This window comes from Alcanivorax sp. (assembly GCF_002733835.1).
Taxonomy (GTDB): domain Bacteria; phylum Pseudomonadota; class Gammaproteobacteria; order Pseudomonadales; family Alcanivoracaceae; genus Alcanivorax.
Genome location: NZ_NVWY01000033.1, coordinates 1 through 20,539 on the forward strand (window position 1 = coordinate 1; position 20,539 = coordinate 20,539).

The 20,539-nt window shown below is 59.4% G+C and carries 15 protein-coding genes, 1 tRNA gene and 2 pseudogenes; 11 read left to right on the forward strand and 7 right to left on the reverse strand.

Annotation, left to right across the window (positions count from 1 at the left end; translation table 11 throughout):
- The 5 genes and pseudogenes from COA55_RS12500 to COA55_RS12520 form a co-directional block, all read left to right on the forward strand.
- Positions 1-264, forward strand: a pseudogene (locus COA55_RS12500) (radical SAM protein); the annotation flags it as partial.
- Positions 265-374: 110 nt separating this feature from the next.
- Positions 375-1,136 (forward strand): annotated as a pseudogene (locus tag COA55_RS12505) (SDR family oxidoreductase).
- Entirely contained in the window at positions 1,133-1,750 is a 618-nt protein-coding gene (locus COA55_RS12510; protein ID WP_290502442.1) for a TetR family transcriptional regulator, read from the forward strand. Before COA55_RS12505 ends, COA55_RS12510 begins: the two are co-directional and overlap by 4 nt.
- A gap of 22 nt (positions 1,751-1,772) precedes the next feature.
- A complete protein-coding gene (locus COA55_RS12515; protein WP_290502443.1) occupies positions 1,773-2,465 on the forward strand; it encodes an alpha/beta family hydrolase in 693 nt (230 codons plus the stop codon).
- A gap of 112 nt (positions 2,466-2,577) precedes the next feature.
- A complete protein-coding gene (locus COA55_RS12520) occupies positions 2,578-3,897 on the forward strand; it encodes a hypothetical protein (RefSeq protein WP_290502444.1) in 1,320 nt (439 codons plus the stop codon).
- Here the strand turns inward: COA55_RS12520 and COA55_RS12525 are convergent.
- A complete protein-coding gene (locus COA55_RS12525; protein ID WP_290502445.1) occupies positions 3,872-5,212 on the reverse strand; it encodes a rhomboid family intramembrane serine protease in 1,341 nt (446 codons plus the stop codon). The genes COA55_RS12520 and COA55_RS12525 overlap by 26 nt on opposite strands.
- A gap of 107 nt (positions 5,213-5,319) precedes the next feature.
- Complete coding sequence (locus COA55_RS12530) at positions 5,320-5,787, reverse strand: hotdog fold domain-containing protein (RefSeq protein ID WP_290502446.1); 468 nt, start codon at positions 5,785-5,787, stop codon at positions 5,320-5,322.
- 136 nt (positions 5,788-5,923) lie between these two features.
- Between COA55_RS12530 and COA55_RS12535 the strand changes: the two genes are divergently transcribed.
- Together COA55_RS12535 and COA55_RS12540 are read left to right on the forward strand one after the other, a co-directional pair.
- Positions 5,924-8,866 carry a DUF748 domain-containing protein gene (locus COA55_RS12535; RefSeq protein WP_290502447.1) on the forward strand — a complete coding sequence of 981 codons (2,943 nt, stop codon included), beginning with the start codon at positions 5,924-5,926 and terminating at the stop codon, positions 8,864-8,866.
- Between the two features lie 3 nt (positions 8,867-8,869).
- A complete protein-coding gene (locus COA55_RS12540) occupies positions 8,870-9,616 on the forward strand; it encodes a hypothetical protein (protein WP_290502448.1) in 747 nt (248 codons plus the stop codon).
- Between the two features lie 13 nt (positions 9,617-9,629).
- On the opposite strand, the gene COA55_RS12545 is transcribed toward COA55_RS12540, so the two are convergent.
- On the reverse strand, positions 9,630-11,585 hold the full coding sequence (locus COA55_RS12545) for a transglycosylase SLT domain-containing protein (RefSeq protein ID WP_290502449.1): 1,956 nt from the start codon (positions 11,583-11,585) through the stop codon (positions 9,630-9,632).
- A 194-nt stretch (positions 11,586-11,779) separates the two neighbouring features.
- Here COA55_RS12545 and COA55_RS12550 point away from each other — a divergent pair, with 194 nt between their 5' ends.
- The gene (locus COA55_RS12550) at positions 11,780-12,754 is read left to right on the forward strand and encodes a methyltransferase (protein WP_290502450.1); all 975 of its coding nucleotides are present in this window, start codon (positions 11,780-11,782) and stop codon (positions 12,752-12,754) included.
- A gap of 19 nt (positions 12,755-12,773) precedes the next feature.
- On the opposite strand, the gene COA55_RS12555 is transcribed toward COA55_RS12550, so the two are convergent.
- The gene (locus COA55_RS12555; protein ID WP_290502451.1) at positions 12,774-13,757 is read right to left on the reverse strand and encodes an NAD-dependent epimerase/dehydratase family protein; all 984 of its coding nucleotides are present in this window, start codon (positions 13,755-13,757) and stop codon (positions 12,774-12,776) included.
- Positions 13,758-14,292: 535 nt separating this feature from the next.
- Here COA55_RS12555 and COA55_RS12560 point away from each other — a divergent pair.
- A tRNA-Gly gene (locus COA55_RS12560) sits at positions 14,293-14,366 on the forward strand.
- 123 nt (positions 14,367-14,489) lie between these two features.
- Here the strand turns inward: COA55_RS12560 and COA55_RS12565 are convergent.
- Complete coding sequence (locus COA55_RS12565; RefSeq protein ID WP_063518892.1) at positions 14,490-14,783, reverse strand: hypothetical protein; 294 nt, start codon at positions 14,781-14,783, stop codon at positions 14,490-14,492.
- Between the two features lie 240 nt (positions 14,784-15,023).
- Between COA55_RS12565 and umuD the strand changes: the two genes are divergently transcribed.
- A complete protein-coding gene (umuD, locus tag COA55_RS12570) occupies positions 15,024-15,416 on the forward strand; it encodes a translesion error-prone DNA polymerase V autoproteolytic subunit (protein ID WP_063521227.1) in 393 nt (130 codons plus the stop codon).
- Positions 15,417-15,424: 8 nt separating this feature from the next.
- Positions 15,425-16,711: a translesion error-prone DNA polymerase V subunit UmuC gene (gene umuC / locus COA55_RS12575; protein ID WP_290502452.1), complete on the forward strand. Its 1,287-nt coding sequence runs from the start codon at positions 15,425-15,427 to the stop codon at positions 16,709-16,711.
- On the opposite strand, the gene COA55_RS12580 is transcribed toward umuC, so the two are convergent.
- Together COA55_RS12580 and COA55_RS12585 are read right to left on the reverse strand one after the other, a co-directional pair.
- On the reverse strand, positions 16,708-18,996 hold the full coding sequence (locus COA55_RS12580; RefSeq protein WP_063521050.1) for an ATP-binding protein: 2,289 nt from the start codon (positions 18,994-18,996) through the stop codon (positions 16,708-16,710). The genes umuC and COA55_RS12580 overlap by 4 nt on opposite strands.
- A 39-nt stretch (positions 18,997-19,035) precedes the next feature.
- Complete coding sequence (locus tag COA55_RS12585; RefSeq protein WP_007150439.1) at positions 19,036-20,505, reverse strand: DUF3336 domain-containing protein; 1,470 nt, start codon at positions 20,503-20,505, stop codon at positions 19,036-19,038.
- Positions 20,506-20,539 lie beyond the last annotated feature (34 nt).

The following is a 20,539-nucleotide window of genomic DNA, read 5'->3' on the forward strand; positions in this document are numbered from 1 at the left end:
CAGGAATGGCTCGCAGACCATTACCCGGATCGGGCCGAGAAGGTCATGTCGGTAATGCGCGACCTGCATGGCGGCGCCATTTATGACAGCCGCTGGCACCAACGTCAGAGCGGGCAGGGTGCCTGGGCGCATCTGTTGCGTCAGCGTTTTGATTCCGCCTGCCGCAGTGCCGGGCTGGTGGATAGGGAGTCGCTGGATCTGGACACGGGCGGCTTTGTGCCACCTGGGCCCCATGGGCAGCTGAGCCTGTGGGGAGCCATTTAGTAACCCTGGGTTATTTACCTTTGCCGGCCTTTCCTTTACTTTGGTGACCAGCGGTTACTAATTTGCATTGACGGCGCGCCCACTTCCGGTGTGCCTGACAGGAGAGCCCGATGAAAGCGGTATTGATTACCGGTGCCAGCGCCGGTATTGGAGAAGAGTTTGCTCGCCAGCTGGCCACGCAGGGACACAACCTGGTGCTGGCGGCGCGGCGGCTGGATTGATTGGAAACATTGGCCAGTGAGTTGCGTCAGCGCCATAACCTGGAGGTCATGTGTATCGCCTCCGACCTGGCCCAGGCCGGTGCGGCAGAAAAACTGGTAGCGGATATGGCTGCCCAGAAGGTGGAACTGACCGGCTTGATCAACAATGCCGGCTTTGGCGATCGGGGCGATTTTTCCGATCTGCCGCTGCAGCGTCAGCTGGATATGATTCAGGTGAATGTGACTGCACTGGTGGATCTGACCTGGCGGTTGGTGCCACAGCTGAAAACGGCCAGAGATGCGTTTGTGATCAATGTGGCCTCCACTGCGGCGTTCCAGGCCGGCCCGAACATGAGTATCTATTACGCCTCCAAAGCGTTTGTTCTGTCGTTTTCGGAAGGCCTGCACGAAGAGCTGAAAAAGGAAGGCGTGGCGGTGAGTGCGCTTTGCCCCGGTGCCACCGCGTCCGAGTTTGCCCAGGAAGCCAACATGACCAACACCTTGCTCTTCAAGGCCGGCACCATGACCACCGAAGCGGTGGTCAGCAAGGCGCTGGCCGGACGCCACCGCGCCATTGTGATTCCTGGCCTTAAGAACCTGTTGATGGTGTGGCTCGGCAAGCTTTCGCCCCGTATGATTACCCGCCGACTGGCTGGATTGTTACAAGCGTGAATTCTTGTCCTTTTCAACGTGCCCGTTCCCCGGAACAGAAGGCGGAACGGCGTGCCCACATTCTGGAGGCGGCGGCGCTGTTTTTTGCCGAACAGCGGTTCGCGGCCATCAGCCTGGCGACCATCGCCCGCCAGTCCGGTGTGACCAAGGCAGCGTTGTACCGGTATTTCCCTTCTAAAGAAGCGCTGTTTCTGGCGCTCTATCTGAGTGAACTGGATGCCATGGTTGAGGCGCCTCTACCGCAGGAGGGGCCGGCCTGGGCAGCAATCAGTGAGTTACTGATTGCCCGCCCATTGTTCTGCCGGTTGACCTCTATTCTGCATACCGTGCTGGAACACAATCTGGATGAATCACAGGCACGGGAATTCAAGCAGGCCCTGCTGGCCAGTTTTGCGCAGCTGGCCGCGCGCCTGCAGCGCGACTTTGCCCTGGAGGGAGATCAGGCCATACGTTTCCTGATGCAGGTGCAGCAATCGGTGATAGGTTGCTGGGCGGTGAGCCAACCGGCACCGGTGGTGGCCAGCGTGATCAAGGCGCCCCCGCTGGATGTGTTTCAGGTGGAGTTCGGGGATGCACTGCGTACCCAACTACGAGCGTTGCAGGCCGCGTTATAACTCTTTGCCAGGGAGCGCCGGTATGGCTGAACGGTTTGGTGTGGATTGTCTCTATGATCGGGCAGAGAAGCCTGTTGCAGTGTTGCTGCTGGCACATGGTGCCGGTGCTGCGATGGACAGCGATTTCATGAACACCATGGCCGCAGCGTTGGCGTCGCATTCCGTGGCGGTGTTGCGCTTTGAGTTTCCCTACATGCAGCGCCGTCGTGAGGAGCAACGACAATTCCCGCCGGACCGCGCACCCAAGTTGCTGGCGGCGTTTGCCGAGCGTGTCAGAGAAGCCCGGGCACTGGCGGCTGAATTGTCTGAGACTCCCGATGGCGCGCTGCCACTGTGGATCGGCGGCAAATCCATGGGCGGACGCATGGCCTCCATGCTGGCCGCTGAGGGCAATGGTGTGGCCGCGCTGGATGTGGCTGGCGTAATTGCGCTGGGCTACCCCTTTCATCCGCCCGGGAAACCGGAGAAAACCCGCATTGATCACTTGCCGGCGCTGACGGCTCCCATGCTGGTCTGCCAGGGCGAGCGGGACCCCTTTGGTAAACCGGACGAGGTGGCAGGTTATGGCCTGCCGGAGCGGGTGCAATTACACTGGCTACCCAGTGGCGATCATGACTTCAAACCGCTGAAACGCAGTGGATTGCAACAACAGGACCTGATCAATGAAGCTGCAAGAGCGGCGGCAACGTTTATGGGTTCTGTGTCGTTTCAATAAGGATTGCTAAAAAACAGGAAGTGGGGGAAACATGGAAGTGTGTGGGTATCACCGTGAGCGGCCGGGCAGCTGGCGCTGCTCTGGTTGTAGCACGTTTTATTGCGGGCAATGTGTGCCCGGAGGGGAAGACAATTTCAAGGCGGGTCAGCCCCGTTGTCTGTTGTGCAGCCAGAGTCTGGAGTGGCAGGGCGACGGTGAACCCGGTACGCCTTTCTGGCAGCGCTCCGGTGATATTCTGCGTTATGGTTTCAAGCCGCCAGCCGTGTGGTTGATCCTGGCCGTGGGTGCGGCCAGCGTGCTGCCCATGGGGTTGATGACCGGTCTGTTGCTGCTGTTTCTTAGCTTGATGCTAACCGTCTATGCGCTTTTTGTGATTGCCGCTGTGGCAGCTGACGAATGGCAACCGCCTTCACCCTTGGACGTGATGTCGGAAGGCGGATTGTTGTTAAAGCAGATTGCATTAATGGTGGTGCTGTTTGTGGGGCCGGTCCTGTTAATGCCTTCTTCGGTGGTGCTGGGGATGGGGCTATTGGCGCTGGCCGCGCTGGTATTGCCTGCTGCGCTGATGATCCTGGCCGTAAGCCACTCATTGGGTGCTGCCCTGAATCCGCTGCGTTGGTTGCAACTGATTGTGACCGTTGGTGTTTCCTATTTATTGCTGTGGTTTGCGGTAATGGCGGTCACTGCTGCCCCGTCGATCCTGGAAACTGGCAACGCCCCTGTCTTGTTCATGTTTCTGGGCACCTGTTTTTCTGTGTACACCACGCTTGTGGCGGCGGCCATGATGGGCGCGCTGTTGAACGAGAAAGCGCGTGCTCTGGGGTTGGCCTGGGATGAGCCACGCGGGCGCTCCCTGTCAGCGGATGATTTCGAAGTGGCGGAGTCCATCGGTGCTGCCCATGTGTATGCGCAGGAAGGCCGCTTTGAGGATGCGCTCAAGGGAGTAAACCGGGGGCTTGCCAGTGCACCGCTCCATCAGGATCTGAACTGGCGGCGGTTGCGGTTACTGCATTTGCTGAAAAAGGAGAAACCCTGGGAGCAGCATCTGGTGCGGTTTTTACGTCAGCAGTTGAGTCGTGGCATGGAAGGGTCTGCGGTGCAAATCTGGCTGGAAGCGCTTCAACAGCGGCCGGGTTTTCGTTTTGATGACGACCCCGCATTGTGCCTGTCGCTGGCCCGTGCGCTGCACGAACGTGGCCGCTTGAAAGACGCCCAGCATGTATTGATGAATCTGCACCAGCGCGCGCCGGATTTTCGCCAGCTGGGGGATGCTTATGTATTGCTGGCGCAGTTATATCTGGAACACCAGGCTGATCTGGTCCGTGCGGGAAAGTTGCTGCAGTTTGTGTCCCGCCGGTTTCCCGAACAGTTCAACAGCCAGACGGGGCAGCAAACACAGTCCATGTTCAAGCGTTTGCAAGCTTCTGGCTAAGGGCTTCCAGGCGGGGATGTTGCCAGTCGCTGGCTTGCAGGGCTGTTAAAATAGCGGTGGCCTTGTGACGCTGTTTCTGTCGCCAGGCCAGCTCCGCCAGCAGTAATTGATAGGGCGCCGGCAAGGTATGGACCTGGCCGCCCAGTGTTTCAAATTCCTTCCACACCTGACCAAGCAGGGCGTCACTGCCGGGCTGTTCGCGCAGCGCCTTGATGCTCTCCATCATGGCGCCAGGCAATTGCTGAACGCGCGCCCCCATTTCCAGGAAAAAGCACCATTGGGGCAAGCTGGTGGGGGTGCTGTTCAGTTGTTGGCGACAGTGTGCCTGAGCGTCAGAGAAGCGTAGTTGCTCGGCCAGTTGTTGGCTCAGCCTGGGCACGGGAGCCTGACGAAGCGTATCTCGGGCGGCGCCCTTATGGGTGTCAGATGCTGCCTTTTGGGGCCGGGTATAGGGCAGGCAAAATGCAATTGCCAGGCCGGTGAGTAGCCCGCCAGCGTGGGCCATATAGGCCACGTTGGTCTGGGCGGTGGCGGCTTGCACCAGCTCCCAGCCCAGCCAGACCGGGAATAGCACCAATGCCGGGGCACGGAAACTGCCAAACAGAAAGCCCAGGCTGTAGAAAAACTCCAGCCGCTGCAGACGGTAGGTGCCGACAAATAACCCCATAAGCCCGGAGATAGCGCCGGAGGCACCGACCAGCGGGATACCACTGTGTGGGTCTTTGGCAATAAACAGCAAGGCGGCGCCAACGCCGCTGATCAAGTACGCGCCGATGAAGCGCAGGCTGCCCCAGTGGCGCTCCATGGCGATGCCGAAGACAATCAGAAACAGCATATTGCCGAGCAGATGAAACCAGCTACCGTGCATGAACTGTGAGCTTAGCAGGGTGGTGAGGCTCATTTCATTGGGGATCAGCCCCCATCGCATGGTGGAGTCGTCAGCCAGCCAGCTATCCAGCTTCTGCCGCAGGTTCCGCCATTGAGTAGGGGGAGGCTGTTGTTGCCACTGCTGCTGCACATAGTGTGCGAATTCCCTGTCATACCAGCCGAATGACCACATTAGATCCGGGCCGCGGCTATCCATGGAGATGGCATCCGCGTAGCGGTTGCTGTCCTTGTGCATCAACCATTGCAGCAGCAGGGAGGCCTCATGGTCTGCCAGCCGGTTTTCCTGTTCTGCTGTCAGTGGTTCGTCACGCTGGTAATCACGGTGGGTGGTCCAGGCGTAAATGAGGGTGTTGATCAGGATCAGCAGAATGCAGACCCACGGTGTGGTGCGGCGACTGTCCTTGTCACCAATTGGTACGATTAGCATTATTCTTGTCCCCTTCTATCCCGGCTCCAGTGTACCGCAACGGCAGGAAGGGTGAAGCCGAGTCGAGAGAAGCCGGGTTGTGGCCGGGGACAGGAAGGGGGCGGGCCTTACTTCTGCGGTTTTTCGCTGATCCACAGATTGATAGTGCCTTCGACCACCACGGTGCCGTCATCGCGCATGGCTTTTACGGTCACGGGCAGGTTGCCGGGCTTCCAGTCTTCCGGGCTGGCTTCGGCGGTGGCGGTAATGTTGGTGGTGGCCTTGGCGGTGTAGTTCACGTTCATGCCTTTGGGAATCCAGCGCAGGTGCTTGGGCACCGAGGCTTCAGCCATGGCGCCCATGGCGCACTCCAGCGCGTTGCAGATGGCGATGACGTGGACGGTCTGGATGTGGTTTTCCACCCCTTTGCGTTTCTTAAACGTAACCTCACAGAAATTCGGACGCAATTCAGAGATAGTGGGCGTGATGGTTGCGAAGTACGGTGCTTTGCGGCTGAAGACCATGGAGAAAAGCTTGCGGCCGGCGGGCAGCTTCAAGGCTTTTTCGTACATGTTCAGCAGGTAGTTATTGCTCATGGGGCGGGCTCCTGAAATCAATGGCCACATTCTCCACAGCCGGGGAGACGCTGCAATGGGTTTTGGGGCGCCACGGCCCGGCCCAACTGCTACCATGGCGTCAGGATTTCAACATCAGCGGCATCAGTAAAAGGGGATGGGCGTGAAAGTCACACAGGCATGGAAGCGCAGTAGCTGGAAGGTCAAGACACTGTTGATTCTGGTCAGCCTCTATCTGTTATACGTACTGCTGGGCTTTTTTGTTGCTCCCGGTCTGGTGCGTGACAATGCCCGCGAGGCGCTGGCCGAGTTGACCGGCCGTGAAGTGGTGATCAGCGAGGTGAGGATCAATCCGCTGGCGTTGAGTGCCACGGTGAACGGGTTCGCCATCAACGATGAACAAACTGATGTCCTGTTGGGGTTCAACCAGCTTTATGTGAATTTCGAAATGTCGTCGCTGTTTCGCTGGAGTTGGCACTTCAGGCAGGTGGATCTTGATGGTTTGACGGTGCGTGCCCAGCGCAATCCGGGTTCTGTTTTCAACTTTGACGATGTGATTGCGCATATAGAGGCGCAATTAGCGGACAGTGCCGATGACGTCGAGCCTGAGCCAGCTGCGGAGGACGATGGCGCATTGCCCAATATTTCTGTGGGTGCATTGGCCCTGACCAATGGTGATTTGCGCTACACCGAAGCGGCGGGCAAGGAACCTCATCAATTGGTGCTGCCGGTTGCTTTTACGGTGACCAATTTTTCCACTGTCGCGAAAGGGGAAAACCAGAACGGTTATGCCATTCGCCTGGAGGGGCCGGATGGCGGTGCATTCGATTGGGATGGGCGCTTTGAATTCTCGCCCTTTCTGGCCCAGGGCCGCTTGAGTATTGAGAAAGTGGACCTGGTGTCACTGGCAAAACTGGCCCGTGACGAGGTGCGTTTTACCGTGCCATCCGGTGAACTGGATCTGCAGACAGATTACCTGTTCACCACGGAGCCGGGCACCCGGGTGGTGGTGAGCAATGGTGAGCTGACCTTGCGTGCATTGCAGATTCAGAAACCCGGTGAAGAGGTGCCCAGTGTCAGCGTGCCAGCGTTGACCGTGACGGGAATTGCCGTGGACAGCGAGAAGCAGGAAATCACCTTGCCGGAGGTGAGCCTCAGCCAGCCTGAAGTGAATGCGGTCCTGGCTGCCGACGGGCTGGATCTCGCCACCTTGTTCCTGCCGGTGGACCCGGAAGAAGCGGAGCAGCGCAAACAGGAAGTGAAGGAAAAAGCCCAAGAAGCCGCAGAGCGCATTAAAGAGGCGGAGACGGTTTGGGTGACTCGCCTGGGAACCCTGAAAGTGGACGGCAATACGTTCCGCTTTACTGACCGTACTCTGAATCAGCCAAAAACGGTGAGCCTGACCGAGGGTGAATTCACGCTGAAGAATCTCATCCTGGGTGAAGAAGCCACCTTTACCTGGGAGGGCAAGGCCCAGATTCAGGAGCAAGGCGCGTTGACGCACTCCGGTGAGGGCCAGTTGGCGCCGTTGTCGGTGACCGCCAAGGCGGCGCTGGCTGGGCTGCCGTTGGCGCCGTTGTCGCCCTGGCTGGAGCGTGAAGCGCCGCTGAAAGTGGCTAGCGGTCAGCTGGATCTGGATTTGCAGTCTGCGGTGAAAGGCGATGGCCCGGATATTACCGTGAATGGCAGCGCCAGCATGGCCGGTTTCAATTTGCTGGAAGGCGGTCGCCCTCTTATCAAGGTCAATAAGGTGCAGGTGAGCAAGCTGTCGCTGGACACCGCCGCACAGCGGGTGCGCGTCGGCGAAATCGGGCTGACCGGCATGGACATGCTGCACCAGGTGGACGCCCAGGGGCGGGATGCGTCTACCCGTATTGAGGCCGCGATGCCGTCGGGGAGCGGCTCGTCGAGCGCTTCATCTTCGTCTTCGTCCCAACCCTGGCAAGTGACGGTGGACCGCGTGCGTCTGATCGGCAGCCAGGTACGCCATGAAGACCTGTCCCTGAGCCCCAATTTCCGTATCGGCTTGTATCAGCTGGCTGGCACGGTGAGCAATCTGGATACCCGTCCGGGAAGCACCGCCAGGCTGGACCTGAATGCGCAAGTGGACCGCTATGCACCGTTTTCCATCAAGGGGCGTTTGTCCCCGGAGCCATTGTCTACGGACATGGTGGTGTCGCTGAACAATTATGAAATGACCAGCCTGACGCCTTATACCGGCCTGTACCTGGGGTACAAGGTGGAGAAGGGGCAGCTGGGGGTGGATACCGAAGTCACCGTTGAGAAGAACCATCTGAACAGTGTCTCCGACATTATTGCGGACCAGTTCTATCTGGGCGAAAAAGTGCCCAGTGATGAAGCAGTGAGGGCGCCGGTAAAACTGGGCCTGTCGGTGCTGCGTAGTCGTTCCGGTGAAATTACCTTGCCGGTGAAAATGTCCGGTGACCTGGATGATCCCAGCTTCAGTGTCAGCGGCATGATTCTGAAAGTGCTGACCAACATTGTGGTCAAGGCGGCCACGGCGCCGTTCTCCGTGCTGGCCGGGCTGGCCGGTGGCGAGAACCTGGAGACTATTGTGTTCGACCCCGGCACCGCCGAGGTGGGGCCGCAAACCTCCAGTTCCTTGCAGGCCCTGGCCAAGGTGCTCACTGAAAAGCCGCACCTGCACATCGGGCTGGTGGGTACCGTCAGTGCAGAAGATCGCACCGCGCTTGCCGATCAGGCGATTGGGGACGATGTGGCCGGTGATGACTGGCCGGGTATTGATGCGGCCGTGTTGGAAAAGAAATGGCGCCGCAAGCTGATCCGCCGTTACGAATCTGACTATGACCGCGATGTGGAAACACTGGTCAGCGCGCCGCTGCCCGAGGATGACGATGAGCGTGACAGTGTACTGGCGCGCAGTGCCTGGGATGCCATGGTCACCGCAGAGGCGCCCTCAGTGGATAAGGCACAGCTGGTGGAGCTGGCGCGTTTGCGTTCGGAAAATGCCAAAGCCACGCTGGTGCAGCAGTTCCAGATTGAGCAGTCCCGGGTGTACCTGAAAGAATCCAAAGTGGACGGCGCGGTGACCGGGCTGACCCTGACGCTGGAAAAATAATCGGTGGCATTGATCTGGGAAACGCAACAGGACGGCGTGCGCTACGAGGTGAGGCGCGCGGGGCAGACTTTGCGGCTGTATGCCAACGGCGTTCAGCATTCAGAGTTTCACCCCAAACGTTTGCTCACTGGCAGCGTGTGGGATTTGCTGTGGTTGCCGGCTTTGCTGCACGAACCGGCCCGGTTTCGCCGGGTGTTGGTGCTGGGGCTGGGTGGCGGTTCACTGATTCCCCCCATCCGCAAACTGCTGGATCCGGATGTGCTGGTGGCGGTGGAGCTGGACGGAGCACACTTGCAGGTGGCCCGCGACGTCTTCGGCATTGAGGCGTTCGGGGTGGAGACCTGGCAGGGGGATGCCCAGCAGTGGCTGCGTGATTATCAGGGGGAAGCGTTCGACCTGATTATTGAGGACCTGTTTGCGCCCAGTAACGAACAGGTCAGCCGGGCAGTACCCGCCGATGCCGACTGGCTTGCCTGCCTGCGCGATAACCTGTCGGCGCATGGCTCCTTGATCATGAACTTTGGCGATTGGCAGGAATACCGTGACAGCCCGGCCTCGGGGCGCCGCGCCATGAAAAGTTTCAGCAGCCGTTTCCGCTTATCATGCAGCGATTGCCATAACGCGGTGATCGCGTTTACCCGTCAGCCGGCGCGCAGCATTCACCTGCGCCGGCGCCTTGCCGCGACGCCGGCATTGAGCCATGCGAAAGCGGCGGCGCGGCTGGATTATCATATTCGCCAGTTGGACTGACCCGGGTTTGAGGTCAGTCCTTGTCCAGCATGGTCAGGGAATACAGCTCATCATTTTCTTCGCCGGTCAGTAGCTGTTTGCTGCGGGTCTGGTTGTCGTGCATACCCACAAACAAGGCCCGGTAGGTGAGCACTGCTTGCACATAATCCCGGGTTTCCCGGAACGGGATAGATTCAATCCACACATCTGCTGGTACGCCGTCTTCCGCGTTTTCCAGCCAGCGGTTTACCCGGCTGGGGCCGGCGTTGTAAGCGGCCAGAGCCAGCACCCGATTGCCGTTGAAGTCCTCAAGGAGTTCTGCCAGATAGCGGCTGCCAAGGGTGATGTTGGTGTGCTTGTCCTGCAGGGTCTTGGTGGTGGGTTTTCCCATGTTGGCGTCTTTGGCCACCTTGCGGGCGGTGGCGGGCATCAGTTGCATTAGCCCCATCGCGCCCACGGGGGAGCGAGCCTGCGGGTTGAATGCACTTTCGCGGCGGGCCACCGCCATGGCCAGCCAAGGGTCCAGATCGTGGGGTTTGGCTTCTTCTTCAAACAATGGCAGATACGCGGGCGGGAAGCGCCATGCCAGGGTATTCCAGGCTTTGGCCTGGATGGAGGTTTGCACGGCCAGATCGTACCATTTTTGCGTCAGGGCGTGGTCTGCCAGTTCTGCCAGCTGTTCCTTGCTGCTGTGCCACATCAGCCACATCCATTCCTGATGCGCCAGATAGGGTTCATCCAGTTTCCGCAGCATGCGGATACGGGTGATCGCCGGCGGCGGCGTGAACGTGGCGGCGGGCGTGTGCTTCTGTTCGGAGAAACGGTAGGGCTCGCCCAGACGGTCTGCGGCCAGGAAAGCGAAGAAATTACGTTGCTGGGCGGCCTGCTGATACAGCTCACGGGCCTGGTCCGGTTGGTCTGTGTTTTCCAGTGCGCGGGCGCGCCAGTACAGCCAACGGGAGTCGTTACGCTCCTCCTGGGGCAGGCGCATGACCCACTCATTCAGGGCGTCCCAATCCTGTTCAATCACCGTGCGCCTGGCGCGCTGTGCCACCAGTGAGGTATCCGGGTGTGTTGTCAGCCAGTCATCCAGCCATTGGCGATTCGCTTCCACTCCGCGGATGGTGGAGTACCAGGCAATACGTGTGCCGGCCCGTTCGCGTAGTGCCGCGTCGGTGAGTCCCTGTTTTTTGCTTTGCGTATCGAACCATTTGCGTGCGGCTTCGGTGTCCTTGTAGGCCCAGCGGCGCAGGGCGGCGGAGAGCAGCGTCTGGCGTTGTGCTGCCGGCAGATTGCGGGGCAGGTCAGCGACTTTGTCAGGGGTACTGTACAGCGTTTGCAGCCATTCGCTGGCGGTGGCGTAGTCGCTTTTTGCCAACATGTCGTCCAGATAGCGCATGAGGCCGGCGCTGTTGGCATCAAAGGCCAGTTGCTGGCGTTCCCAGATTTGCGCATCGCCGATGACACCGGCGTCACGGGCGGCGTTAAACAGCGGGTCGCAGTTGTTGGGGCGAGACTGGCCGGAGGCCCAGAGTTCTTTGCCCGCCTGCAGGGCGGCTTTTTTAACGGCCTGGTCGCCGGTTTCCCATTGCGCCTGGTGGTAGTAGCAGCGCAGTGCAACCCCGCTGGGGGCACTGTCGGTAATGGTGAGCAGTGCCTGCCATTTTTCCGCTTTGCCGTAGGCGACCGTGGCGAGCTGACGAATATCCTGGGGGAGCGGCGAATCCGGGTACTTTTCAGCGTACTGCGTGACTTTGTCAGGGCTGAGTTGAGGCAGGGCGGCGCGCAGCCGGTGGAAGTCGAGATAAGCCTGCAGGGGGTGCTGGTCTCCCAGAGCCTGTTGTTGTCGGGAAAGGGTTTCCCAATCATTGTTGCGTGCTGCGTCCAGTGCCTGGTGGAAGTTGTCGCTATCCGTAGCGGCAACGACCAACGAAGAAAACAGACAGCAGGCAAACAGTGCTAAAGCGCGAGTTGGCGCAGTGCGAACCATTTGTGCCTCCACATCGTCGGAATGAATGCGCCAATTCTACCGGCCTCGCCAGGCGCTTGGCGTGGTGATTATGTAAAACTTGGGGAAGATCATACTTATGGGTCAGCGTGAGGTGTGTGGCGTTCGCCGTATCCGTGTCCGGACCTGTGTGATTTGCACTATACTGCCGCCGCTGATTACCTGAGCCGGAGACCATGGAAAATACGACCCAATTATTGCTGCGCCAGTCCGATGCCCTTGCCGGGCGAAATGTACTGGTGGTGGATGCCAACGATCCTGCACTGAAAACCCTGGCAGTGGACGCCACGGTGCATCTGCATGCGGATGATTACACCATTGGTGCGCAGCAGTGGTCGCCCGCGCCCACGGTGCCGGAAGGGACAGATTTGCTGGTGCTGCCGTTGCCCAAGTCCACCGACCGGTTACGATTTCTGCTCAACTGGCTGGCCGGTGAAATTACTGAACCCACCGAGCTGTGGCTGATTGGCCCGGCCAAGGGTGGCATTCGCGGTGCCCTGAAATACCTGGATGCCCATGTGGATGAATCGGTGCTGGAAGATAGCGCCCGCCACTGCAAGCTCTATAGCGGTTTATTGCAGCCGGGGGAGAAGCAGTCCCTGAAAGCCTGGGGCACCGTGCTGGAGGTGGCGGATCAGGAAGCCATCAGTTACCCGGGGGTGTTCAGCCATGGCCGTCTGGACGAGGGCAGTGCTCTCCTGCTGGCGGCCATGGAGGGGCACACGCTGGGTAAGCCGGGGAAGGTGATAGATGTGGGCTGCGGCGCGGGTGTGATCAGCGTTTGGCTGGCTCGCCAGGGCTGGCAGGTGCAGGGCGTGGATGTCAGTGCCAGCGCCGTGGCGGCCAGCACCGATAGCCTGGCCCGCAACGGCCTGCAAGGCAGGGTCATGGGCGGTGATTTGTTCTCCCCGATTCAGGGGCGCGTGGATATGGTGGTGACCAATCCGCCGTTCCATGACCGCCGCCAGCGTACCACGGACATCACCCGCCGGCTGATTGCGGAAGCACCTTCACACCTCAAGTCAGGTGGCGTGCTGTGGCTGGTGGCTAACCGCGAATTGCCCTATGTGCAGTGGCTGGATGATGCTTTCAGTCATGTGCAGGTGGCCAGCGAAACCACCCGCTTCCGGGTCTACCGGGCGGTGCTGTAATTAAGCCGTCCGCAGGCTGTTACAACATCCGTTCCCGGGCCATCCAGGCAATGCAGTTTTCCAGCATGGTGGCCAGCGGCACCTGATCATTAAAGCCCAGCTGTTCCACGGCCTTGCTGCCGTCGGCATGCACGCGGCTGGTGATCAGGGCCACTTTTTCCGGGGTCAGGCGGGGTTCTTCGCCGGTGAACAGGCTGCCGATGGGGTAGAGCTGGCCGGCCAGTTTCAGCAGGGCCGGGGGTACGGTACGCTGCGGCGCCTTGCGCCCCAGCCGGTCGGCAATGGTCTGGACCAGGGTCAGGAAACTGGCTTCCACGCCGGCCAGAATATAACGCTCGCCGCAAATACCGTGTTCCAGCGCCGCAATATGGGCCCGTGCCACTTCCTCTACCGCACAGAAATTTCCGCCCCCTGGGGGTACACCGGGCAGTTTTCCGTCGTTGATCATGCGGATCATCTGTGACCAGTTGTGGGTATCGCCGGCACCAATAATGCCGCAGGGATTCATGATCACCGCGTCCAGGCCCTGGCGAATGCCGTTTTCCACTTCTTGTTCTGCCAGAAACTTGGTGCGGTTGTAGCCGATCCAGTCATTGGCGGCATTGGAGGGCGTCAGCTCGTTGATCGGGTTGTCCTGAATGCCCCAGGCAGAGATGGACGAGGTATGAATAAAGCGGCCGGCCACGTTTTTCAGGGCGGCGCTGACCATGGCCTGGGTGCCGAGCACGTTGTCACGGTATTGCTGTGCATTACCACGACGCCAGAGGCTGGTATTGCCGGCCACATGGAAAACGGCATCGGGAGCGGGCGGCATGACCAGCGCCAGCTCTGTGGCATTATCCAGTGGTGCTTGCACTACGGACACGCCGTCTTTGGCGTGCAGGGTACTGGCATCACTGTTGGGGCGCACCAGTGCGACCACCTCCCACTGTTTGTCGAGAAGCTGGTCGATAATGTGCCCACCGAGAAACCCCCGGCCCCCGCTGATAAATGCCACTGGCATGGTTGGTATCCTTCTTTGGCTGACGCTTGTTGCTTCTTCTATACGCACCGAAACGGACGCTGGCAACTGCTTTGTCTTCCCGGTGACTTGCTTCTAAAGGTTCATCGCAGGGTTGAGTGATGAGCCGATTTCAGGATTAGCCTCAATCCTGCCCTGGTTGCCGCAGGACGCCGGGTGCCCGACGGCGGACGCTTGCATTCAAAACCTGAAAATCTTGGCTCCTATGCGCTCTTCGCAAAACGCATTACCCGATTATTTCCTGAATAATGGCCCTGAGTATTCCTCAAAATACCCCTCAAAAGAGGTACCGCAATAGTGACAAACACTCAGGCTATGGGGTTTGACGTCAGGCATCCGGCGTTGAGCGTTTGGCAAAATGCAGGGTATTCGCCATAAGCTAATCAAACGGCTAGAGCCTGTTATTCAGCCTCATCCGCGATGAACTGTTTTAAACAGCCACTTGTCGAAACTTTGACGATTTTGCTTCAACACTGGCCAAGTTGATGGGTTTTGACTATATTGCCGTTTCAAACAGGCGGGTGTAGTTCAATGGTAGAACGGCAGCTTCCCAAGCTGCATACGAGAGTTCGATTCTCTTCACCCGCTCCAGACATAAAAAAACCGCTTTTGGCGGTTTTTTTATGTCTGGGCTAGACGCTTGATGCCGGATGCCAGTCGCAATCGTCGAGCTCCGAGCGTCTTGCGTTCAATCTCAAGTCCTTGACCGCCCAATCACACCGAACAGGACAGATACCGGCCGTTGAGCCGGAAAAGCGCGCGAATTTCGTATTCGGCGCCCAGCCCGCTGGCGGCGTCGCTGGCGTGCATGATGTAGGGATAACAGTGGGCCCAGGCGCAGGGCCTGACCAGTTGCTGATGTGAGCTGTCCGGGTTGTGTCTGCTGGTGGCGATAAAGGCATTCTGCTCCAGATTGAACAGAACGTAGCCCTGAAATTCTGCTTGGGCGGGCAGGCCCATTTCTTCCAGAAAATCGGACATCCAGCGGTGATGACTCTTCGTGTTCATAGTGGCTCTCATGCTTGCCCGGTGCGAGCTCGCAGGCGATGCGAGCCGCACGTAATGTCTATGACCGTAAGTTACGTCAGGAGTTGCAGAGGGTGGATAGGCGTTGTTTGTCGTTTTGTCGCTTTCTTGTCATTTGTGTCGCCAGGGCGACAGCCTGGGGTGAAGCTGGATTATCGATAACTGTACATAAGGACAGTATTTTGTCATGCTTGTCCGACTGTGGATTCCCGGTATGTTGCTATGTCTGCCCTGCCTTTTTTCAGTGAACGCATTGCTGCGGGGTTCCCGTCTCCGGCTCAGGGGTATCTGGATGAACACCTGGACCTGAACCGGCTATGCATTCGCCGGCCGGCGTCCACGTTTCTGTTGCGCGTGGAGGGGGACTCCATGGTGGATGCCGGTATTTTCTCCGGTGATATTCTCATTGTGGACCGCTCACTGGAAGCTGTTGCGGGCGATGTGGTGGTCGCTTCACTGGAGGGCGAATTCACGGTGAAGGAGTTGCAGCTGTTGCCCACGCCCATGCTCAAGCCCCGCAATGCGGCCTATGCACCAATCCCCATCGGTGATGACGGCGTAGACCTTTTCGGGGTGGTGACGTTTTGCCTGCATGCCTTGCGGGGCCGAGGGTAACGGCGGCCATGTTTGCCCTGGTCGACTGCAATAGCTTTTACGCCGCCTGTGAGCGCCTGTTCCGCCCGGATCTTCAGGGGCGGCCTGTGGTGGTGCTCTCCAATAATGATGGCTGTATTGTGGCCGGGTCTGAGGAAGCCAAGGCGCTGGGGGTAAAAACCGGCATGCCGGTACATCTGGCCCGTGATCTGATTGCCCGCCATAAAATTGCGGTCTTTTCATCCAACTATGCACTGTACGGGGATATTTCCCAGCGGGTGATGGCGACCCTGGAAACCCTGGTGCCCCAAGTAGAGGTGTATTCCATTGATGAGGCGTTTCTGGATCTGTCGTTGATGGGGGAAGCTGAGCTGTTGCCGCTGGCGCAGCAGGTACGAGCGCGTGTTGCTCGTTGGGTCGGGGTGCCAGTGTGCGTGGGGGTAGCGCCCACCAAGGTGCTGGCCAAGCTCGCCAACCACGCGGCCAAGCGTTACCCCGCCACGGGCGGCACCGTGGTGCTGACGGACCCGGCGCGCCGGGAAAAGTTGCTGGCGCTAACACCGGTGTCTCGGGTGTGGGGAGTAGGGCGCCGGTTGATGGGCCGCCTTGAGGCGCTGGGGATCGAGACGGCGTTGGATCTGGCCCGGGCGGATAGCTGCATGATTCGTCGGCGGTTTTCCGTGGTGCAGGAGCGGCTGGTGCGGGAGCTGAACGGGGAGCCCTGCCTGTCTCTGGATACTCAGCCTTCGCCGCGGCAGCAAGTGATTCATTCGCGCTCTTTTGGCGAGCCGGTAACCACCTTGCCCCCGGTGCGCCAGGCCCTGAGTGATTTTGCCTTCCGGGCCATGGAGTCCTTGCGCAAGGAAAGTTTGTACGCCGGCCGGGTAACGGTGTATTTGCGCACCGCCCCGATGGGCAAGCCCCAACAATTATTCCCCAATACGCTCAGTGCTGCCTTGTCGCCGGCCACGGCGGATACCCGAGTGGTGGTGCATCAGGCACAGGCCTTGCTGACCAGGTTATGGAAGCAGGGGTATCGCTACGGGAAAGCCGGGGTGATTCTCACGGACTTGCGCGGGCGGGGGCAGGTTCAGAGTGGGCTGTTTACCTCGGAGCAGCCGGCAGAGCCGGATTCGGGCGCGCGCGCGGACGCGCTGATGGCGGTCCTGGATACCATCAATCAGAGCGGTGCGGGCAAGGTGTGGTTGGCGGGGCAGGGCATGCAGGCGGATCAGCGCAGTGTCTGGGCCATGCGCAGGGCGCACCTGTCGCCGGCGTATACCTGTCGCTGGTCTGATTTACCGGTGGCGCGCTAGCGAGGCTTTTGCGGCTCTGTGCCTGTGTGACAGGTGGAAGCCAGCTCCTGCAGGCACTGCAAGAGCGTATCGCGGCGAATCGGTTTGTTGAGAATCCTGTCGATGCCGGCATCGTGAATGCGGGCGATCTGGCTGCCCAGCGCATGGGCCGTCAGGGCGATGATCGGGCAGGGTATTTTCTGCGTGTCCTGCTCAAACCGTCGGATGGCCTGGGTGGCTGCGAGGCCATCCAGCTCCGGCATTTCCACGTCCATGAGAATCAGGTCCAGCGGCGTTGGGTGCTGGCGGTAGGCCTGCACGGCTTCGTGGCCATTTTCACAGATGAGCGGGGTGATCCCCAGGGAACCGAGCAGGGCCCGCAGCACATCCCGGTTAACGCTATTGTCTTCTGCCACCAATACTTGCAGTTGATCAAGGGCCGCTGGCTGGCCGGGTTCGGGTGCGGTTATCTGCTGGGCAGTGTCTTGCGCCAGGGCCAGAAACAGGGCGCTTCGGGTGACGGGTTTACGCAGCACTGGCACTGTGTCGCTTTGTTCGTGCAGATCCCCGATTAACAGCACCCGGGCCTGGGAGTCTGGGGGGATGGCGCTAAGGCCCGCGGCACCGAGCAGGGTTTCGTCAATCAACGCATGGCTGAAAGGCCCGGGCAGGGAAAGCAGATCCATGGCGTCCCCCTGCAAGGTGGTGGCACCGGCGTGTTCGAGCATGCGGGTCAGTGTTTGTCGCAAGGGTTGATCGTGGCTGAGTACCAGAATGTTGGCCTGGGGAAGCTGTGGCAGAGGTGGTTGCGTGTCCTGGGGTTGCAGGGGCAGGTCGAGCCAGAAGCGTGCGCCCTGGCCCAGTGTGCTGGAGACGCCCAGGGTGCCATTCATCAGTGTGCACAAGGAGCGGCAGACGCTCAGCCCCAGGCCCGTGCCGCCAAAGCGGCGGGCGGTGCTCTGGTCGGCCTGGGCGAAGGCCTGGAAAATTACCTCCTGGTGGCTGTCGGAAATACCGATGCCGCTATCTTCAATTTCGATGTGTACACCACTGCCGGTGTCGGTCAGCGACTTGTCGCGGGCACGGATGATCACATGGCCCTGTTCGGTGAATTTCAGAGCGTTGTTGATCAGGTTCATGAGGATCTGCCGCAGCCGCACTTCATCGCCAAACACAGCCTGCATGCTATCCAGTTGCAGCTCACAGGCCAGCGTTAGCTGTTTCTTGTGGGCGAGGCCGGCGTAGGCGCTCATGGTGTCTTCGATCAGGATGGCCAGGTTGAAGGGTTGATGCTCCAGCCGCAGTTCGCCGGCCTCGATTTTCGAGAAATCCAGAATGTCGTTGATGATGGCCAGCAGGTTCTCGCTGGATTGCTGCATGAGCCTGAGGTAGTGCGCCTGTTGATTACTCAGCGTGCTGTTCTGCATCAGGTCGATAATGCCGATGATGCCGTTAAGGGGCGTGCGAATTTCATGGCTCATGGTGGCCATGAAGGTGCTTTTGGCGTCGTTGGCGCTTTCAGCGTGGATGCGCCGTTCTTCATTATCCAGACGCAGCTGTCGTTCCTGTAGCAGTGCACGATCCGCGTCGCGGCGGGCGTTGATGTCCTGCAGGAGCCGTTCTCGCATGGTGTTGAGGGCGGCGGCAATATTATCCAGTTCGTCATGGTGTTCGGGGTTGGTGGGCAGGGGTAACGGTTGGCGCAGGGACGACAGCGACAAGTGCCGGGTGTCGTCGGCCAGCTGGCTGAGGCGCCGGGTGAAGAGCAGGCGCATAAGCAGAATAATGAGAATGGCGCTGACCAGTGCCTGTAGAGCGAGGAAGCCGATCAGGAAGGCGGTCTGTTTGCCCACATATTGATAAATGCTGCTGTGAGAAATGCCCAGTTCCAGTTGTCCCAGCGTTTCGCGGGTGCCGTCATTACGCTGGTAGACCAGTGGCAGCTCGCGAATCGTGAGGGCCTTGGGTGGCGCGGCCATGCTGCTGCCGATGGCTTTGGCGTGGCCATTCCAGTCAGTCCACGTGACGCTGGCTGATGCTACATCAGGCAAATGCAGCAGGGCGTTAACCTGCACCCGCAATTGCTCTTCGTCGAAATTCCACAGGGAACGGGACAGCCCGGGCAAGGCCGTCAGTTCCACCTGCTCAAGGTTCTGCTCCAGGCGCTCCATACCTTGATGGTATTCGCGCACCATGAATACGCCGATGCTGATCAGCATCACCATAATGCTGACCAACAGCACCGCGCCGGCCACTTTGAAGGCCAGCGGGTTCTGTCGGTAGTAATGGTGTATACGGTGAGGCAAGCACGGTCTCCAGGAATAGTCGCCGTGCCGGGGGGTGGTTTACTGGTTGGCCACCGCTGTCATGTTTACCCGGTCCAGCATGCGTTCTTCGATACGGTCCAGGCGTGCCCGGCAGTCGCGGAAGGTGCGACTGATGCAGGTGGTGTTGGCTACCATGTCCAGTTTTGGCCAAGTCGCCTGTTCGCCTTTACGGATATAGTTTCGCACATCTTGCAGCGTGGGGTTATTCAGAACCCGCAGGGCGTTGAGCGGCTGGCGGGGCGGGATCATGTTGATGTCGCCGATATACTTCTGCGTCACCATGCTCTTCGCCTTGTCGATCATCAAGCCCATGTCGTTGGACGCCACCCGGCGCTGCACCAGTTGCAGGCCATAGCGCAGGTTCATGGAGACGTTGCGCAGCGCCCAGTCACCCAAAGTGCTAAGAGAGCTGTCGGTGTTTTCATTGCGGGACAGAAACGGCACCACATGGGGATTAGTCTGGCTGACGATGGAGTGGTTGACCCCGTAAAGGCGGGCCAGCCGGCGAATGGGCAGGTCGTCGACGATGGAGCCGTCGACAAATTTGCGGCCGGGGATGTAGGGAACCCGCTCGCCGTCGATGTTCTTTGCCCACAGGGAGACCGGCGGATAAATGCCGGGAATTGCACAGGACGCCAGCGAAGCTTTGCGGATCAGCACATTGGGAGAGGTGCGCCAGTTCAGCAGGCGCGCGTGCTGGTTGCGGTCATAGGGACTCACGGTAATATTGATTTCGCGACCGGTGTGTCGATAGGCCTCTTCGAAGGTCATGTCGGTGATGTTTTCTTCCAGGCAGGCTTCCAGATGGTCGCCGTCCAGCACCGGGGTGCCGCGTACCAGGCCTTTCCAGCCCAACACCTTGAAGGCTTCCAGATAAATGTTTTCCGGCTCCAGTTTCACCTTCAATTCTTCATCGTTGTGGGTGCCGACCACCGAGCCGATGATACTACCGGCGCTGGAGCCGGAGATCACCGAAGGCAGCAGGTTCTGTTCCCACAGGCAGCGGGCCACACCGATATGGAACAGGCCCAGGGCTGCGCCGCCGGATAGCATCAGGCAGCTTTGTCCGAAGGCCTGACCGGTGGTTTCAAAGAAATCGAGCTTCTCTTTCAGCCCGAATTCCTTGAAGTTGCTGTCGCACAGATAATTCAGGGCGGTGGACACTTCGGTCAGGTAATTTTCGATCAGGCGTTTGGTGCCCACGCGGCTGTGCTGATAAAGGCGTGGGTTGGAAATGTTGCCCAGATTGCCATGCAGGCCTTCATGCAAATGGAAGACCAGCTTGTTCACGTCGTTGCGTTCGCGGGCCTGGCGAATCTGCCAGAGACGATTACGAATCAACTCGTAATCGTAATAGGGGGAACGGTCCACTTCCTTCCATTCGTCGGCGCCGGAAAGGCGGTCGTGTTCCTGGCTGGCTTCGTACCATTCGTCATAGGTCGTCGCGTTATCGATGGCGCGTTCGAGCTGTTTGAGGGTGCCTTTCATTGAGGCTCTCCACCATTCATTTTTGTCATTGAGT

Coding starts and splice junctions, on each gene's coding strand:
- COA55_RS12515 (WP_290502443.1), top strand. CDS start 1,773: ATGGCTGAACGGTTTGGTGTGGATTGTCTCTATGATCGGGCAGAGAAG.
- COA55_RS12525 (WP_290502445.1), bottom strand. CDS start 5,212: ATGCTAATCGTACCAATTGGTGACAAGGACAGTCGCCGCACCACACCG.
- COA55_RS12530 (WP_290502446.1), bottom strand. CDS start 5,787: ATGAGCAATAACTACCTGCTGAACATGTACGAAAAAGCCTTGAAGCTG.
- COA55_RS12535 (WP_290502447.1), top strand. CDS start 5,924: ATGGGCGTGAAAGTCACACAGGCATGGAAGCGCAGTAGCTGGAAGGTC.
- COA55_RS12545 (WP_290502449.1), bottom strand. CDS start 11,585: ATGGTTCGCACTGCGCCAACTCGCGCTTTAGCACTGTTTGCCTGCTGT.
- COA55_RS12550 (WP_290502450.1), top strand. CDS start 11,780: ATGGAAAATACGACCCAATTATTGCTGCGCCAGTCCGATGCCCTTGCC.
- COA55_RS12555 (WP_290502451.1), bottom strand. CDS start 13,757: ATGCCAGTGGCATTTATCAGCGGGGGCCGGGGGTTTCTCGGTGGGCAC.
- COA55_RS12565 (WP_063518892.1), bottom strand. CDS start 14,783: ATGAACACGAAGAGTCATCACCGCTGGATGTCCGATTTTCTGGAAGAA.
- umuD (WP_063521227.1), top strand. CDS start 15,024: ATGTCTGCCCTGCCTTTTTTCAGTGAACGCATTGCTGCGGGGTTCCCG.
- umuC (WP_290502452.1), top strand. CDS start 15,425: ATGTTTGCCCTGGTCGACTGCAATAGCTTTTACGCCGCCTGTGAGCGC.
- COA55_RS12585 (WP_007150439.1), bottom strand. CDS start 20,505: ATGAAAGGCACCCTCAAACAGCTCGAACGCGCCATCGATAACGCGACG.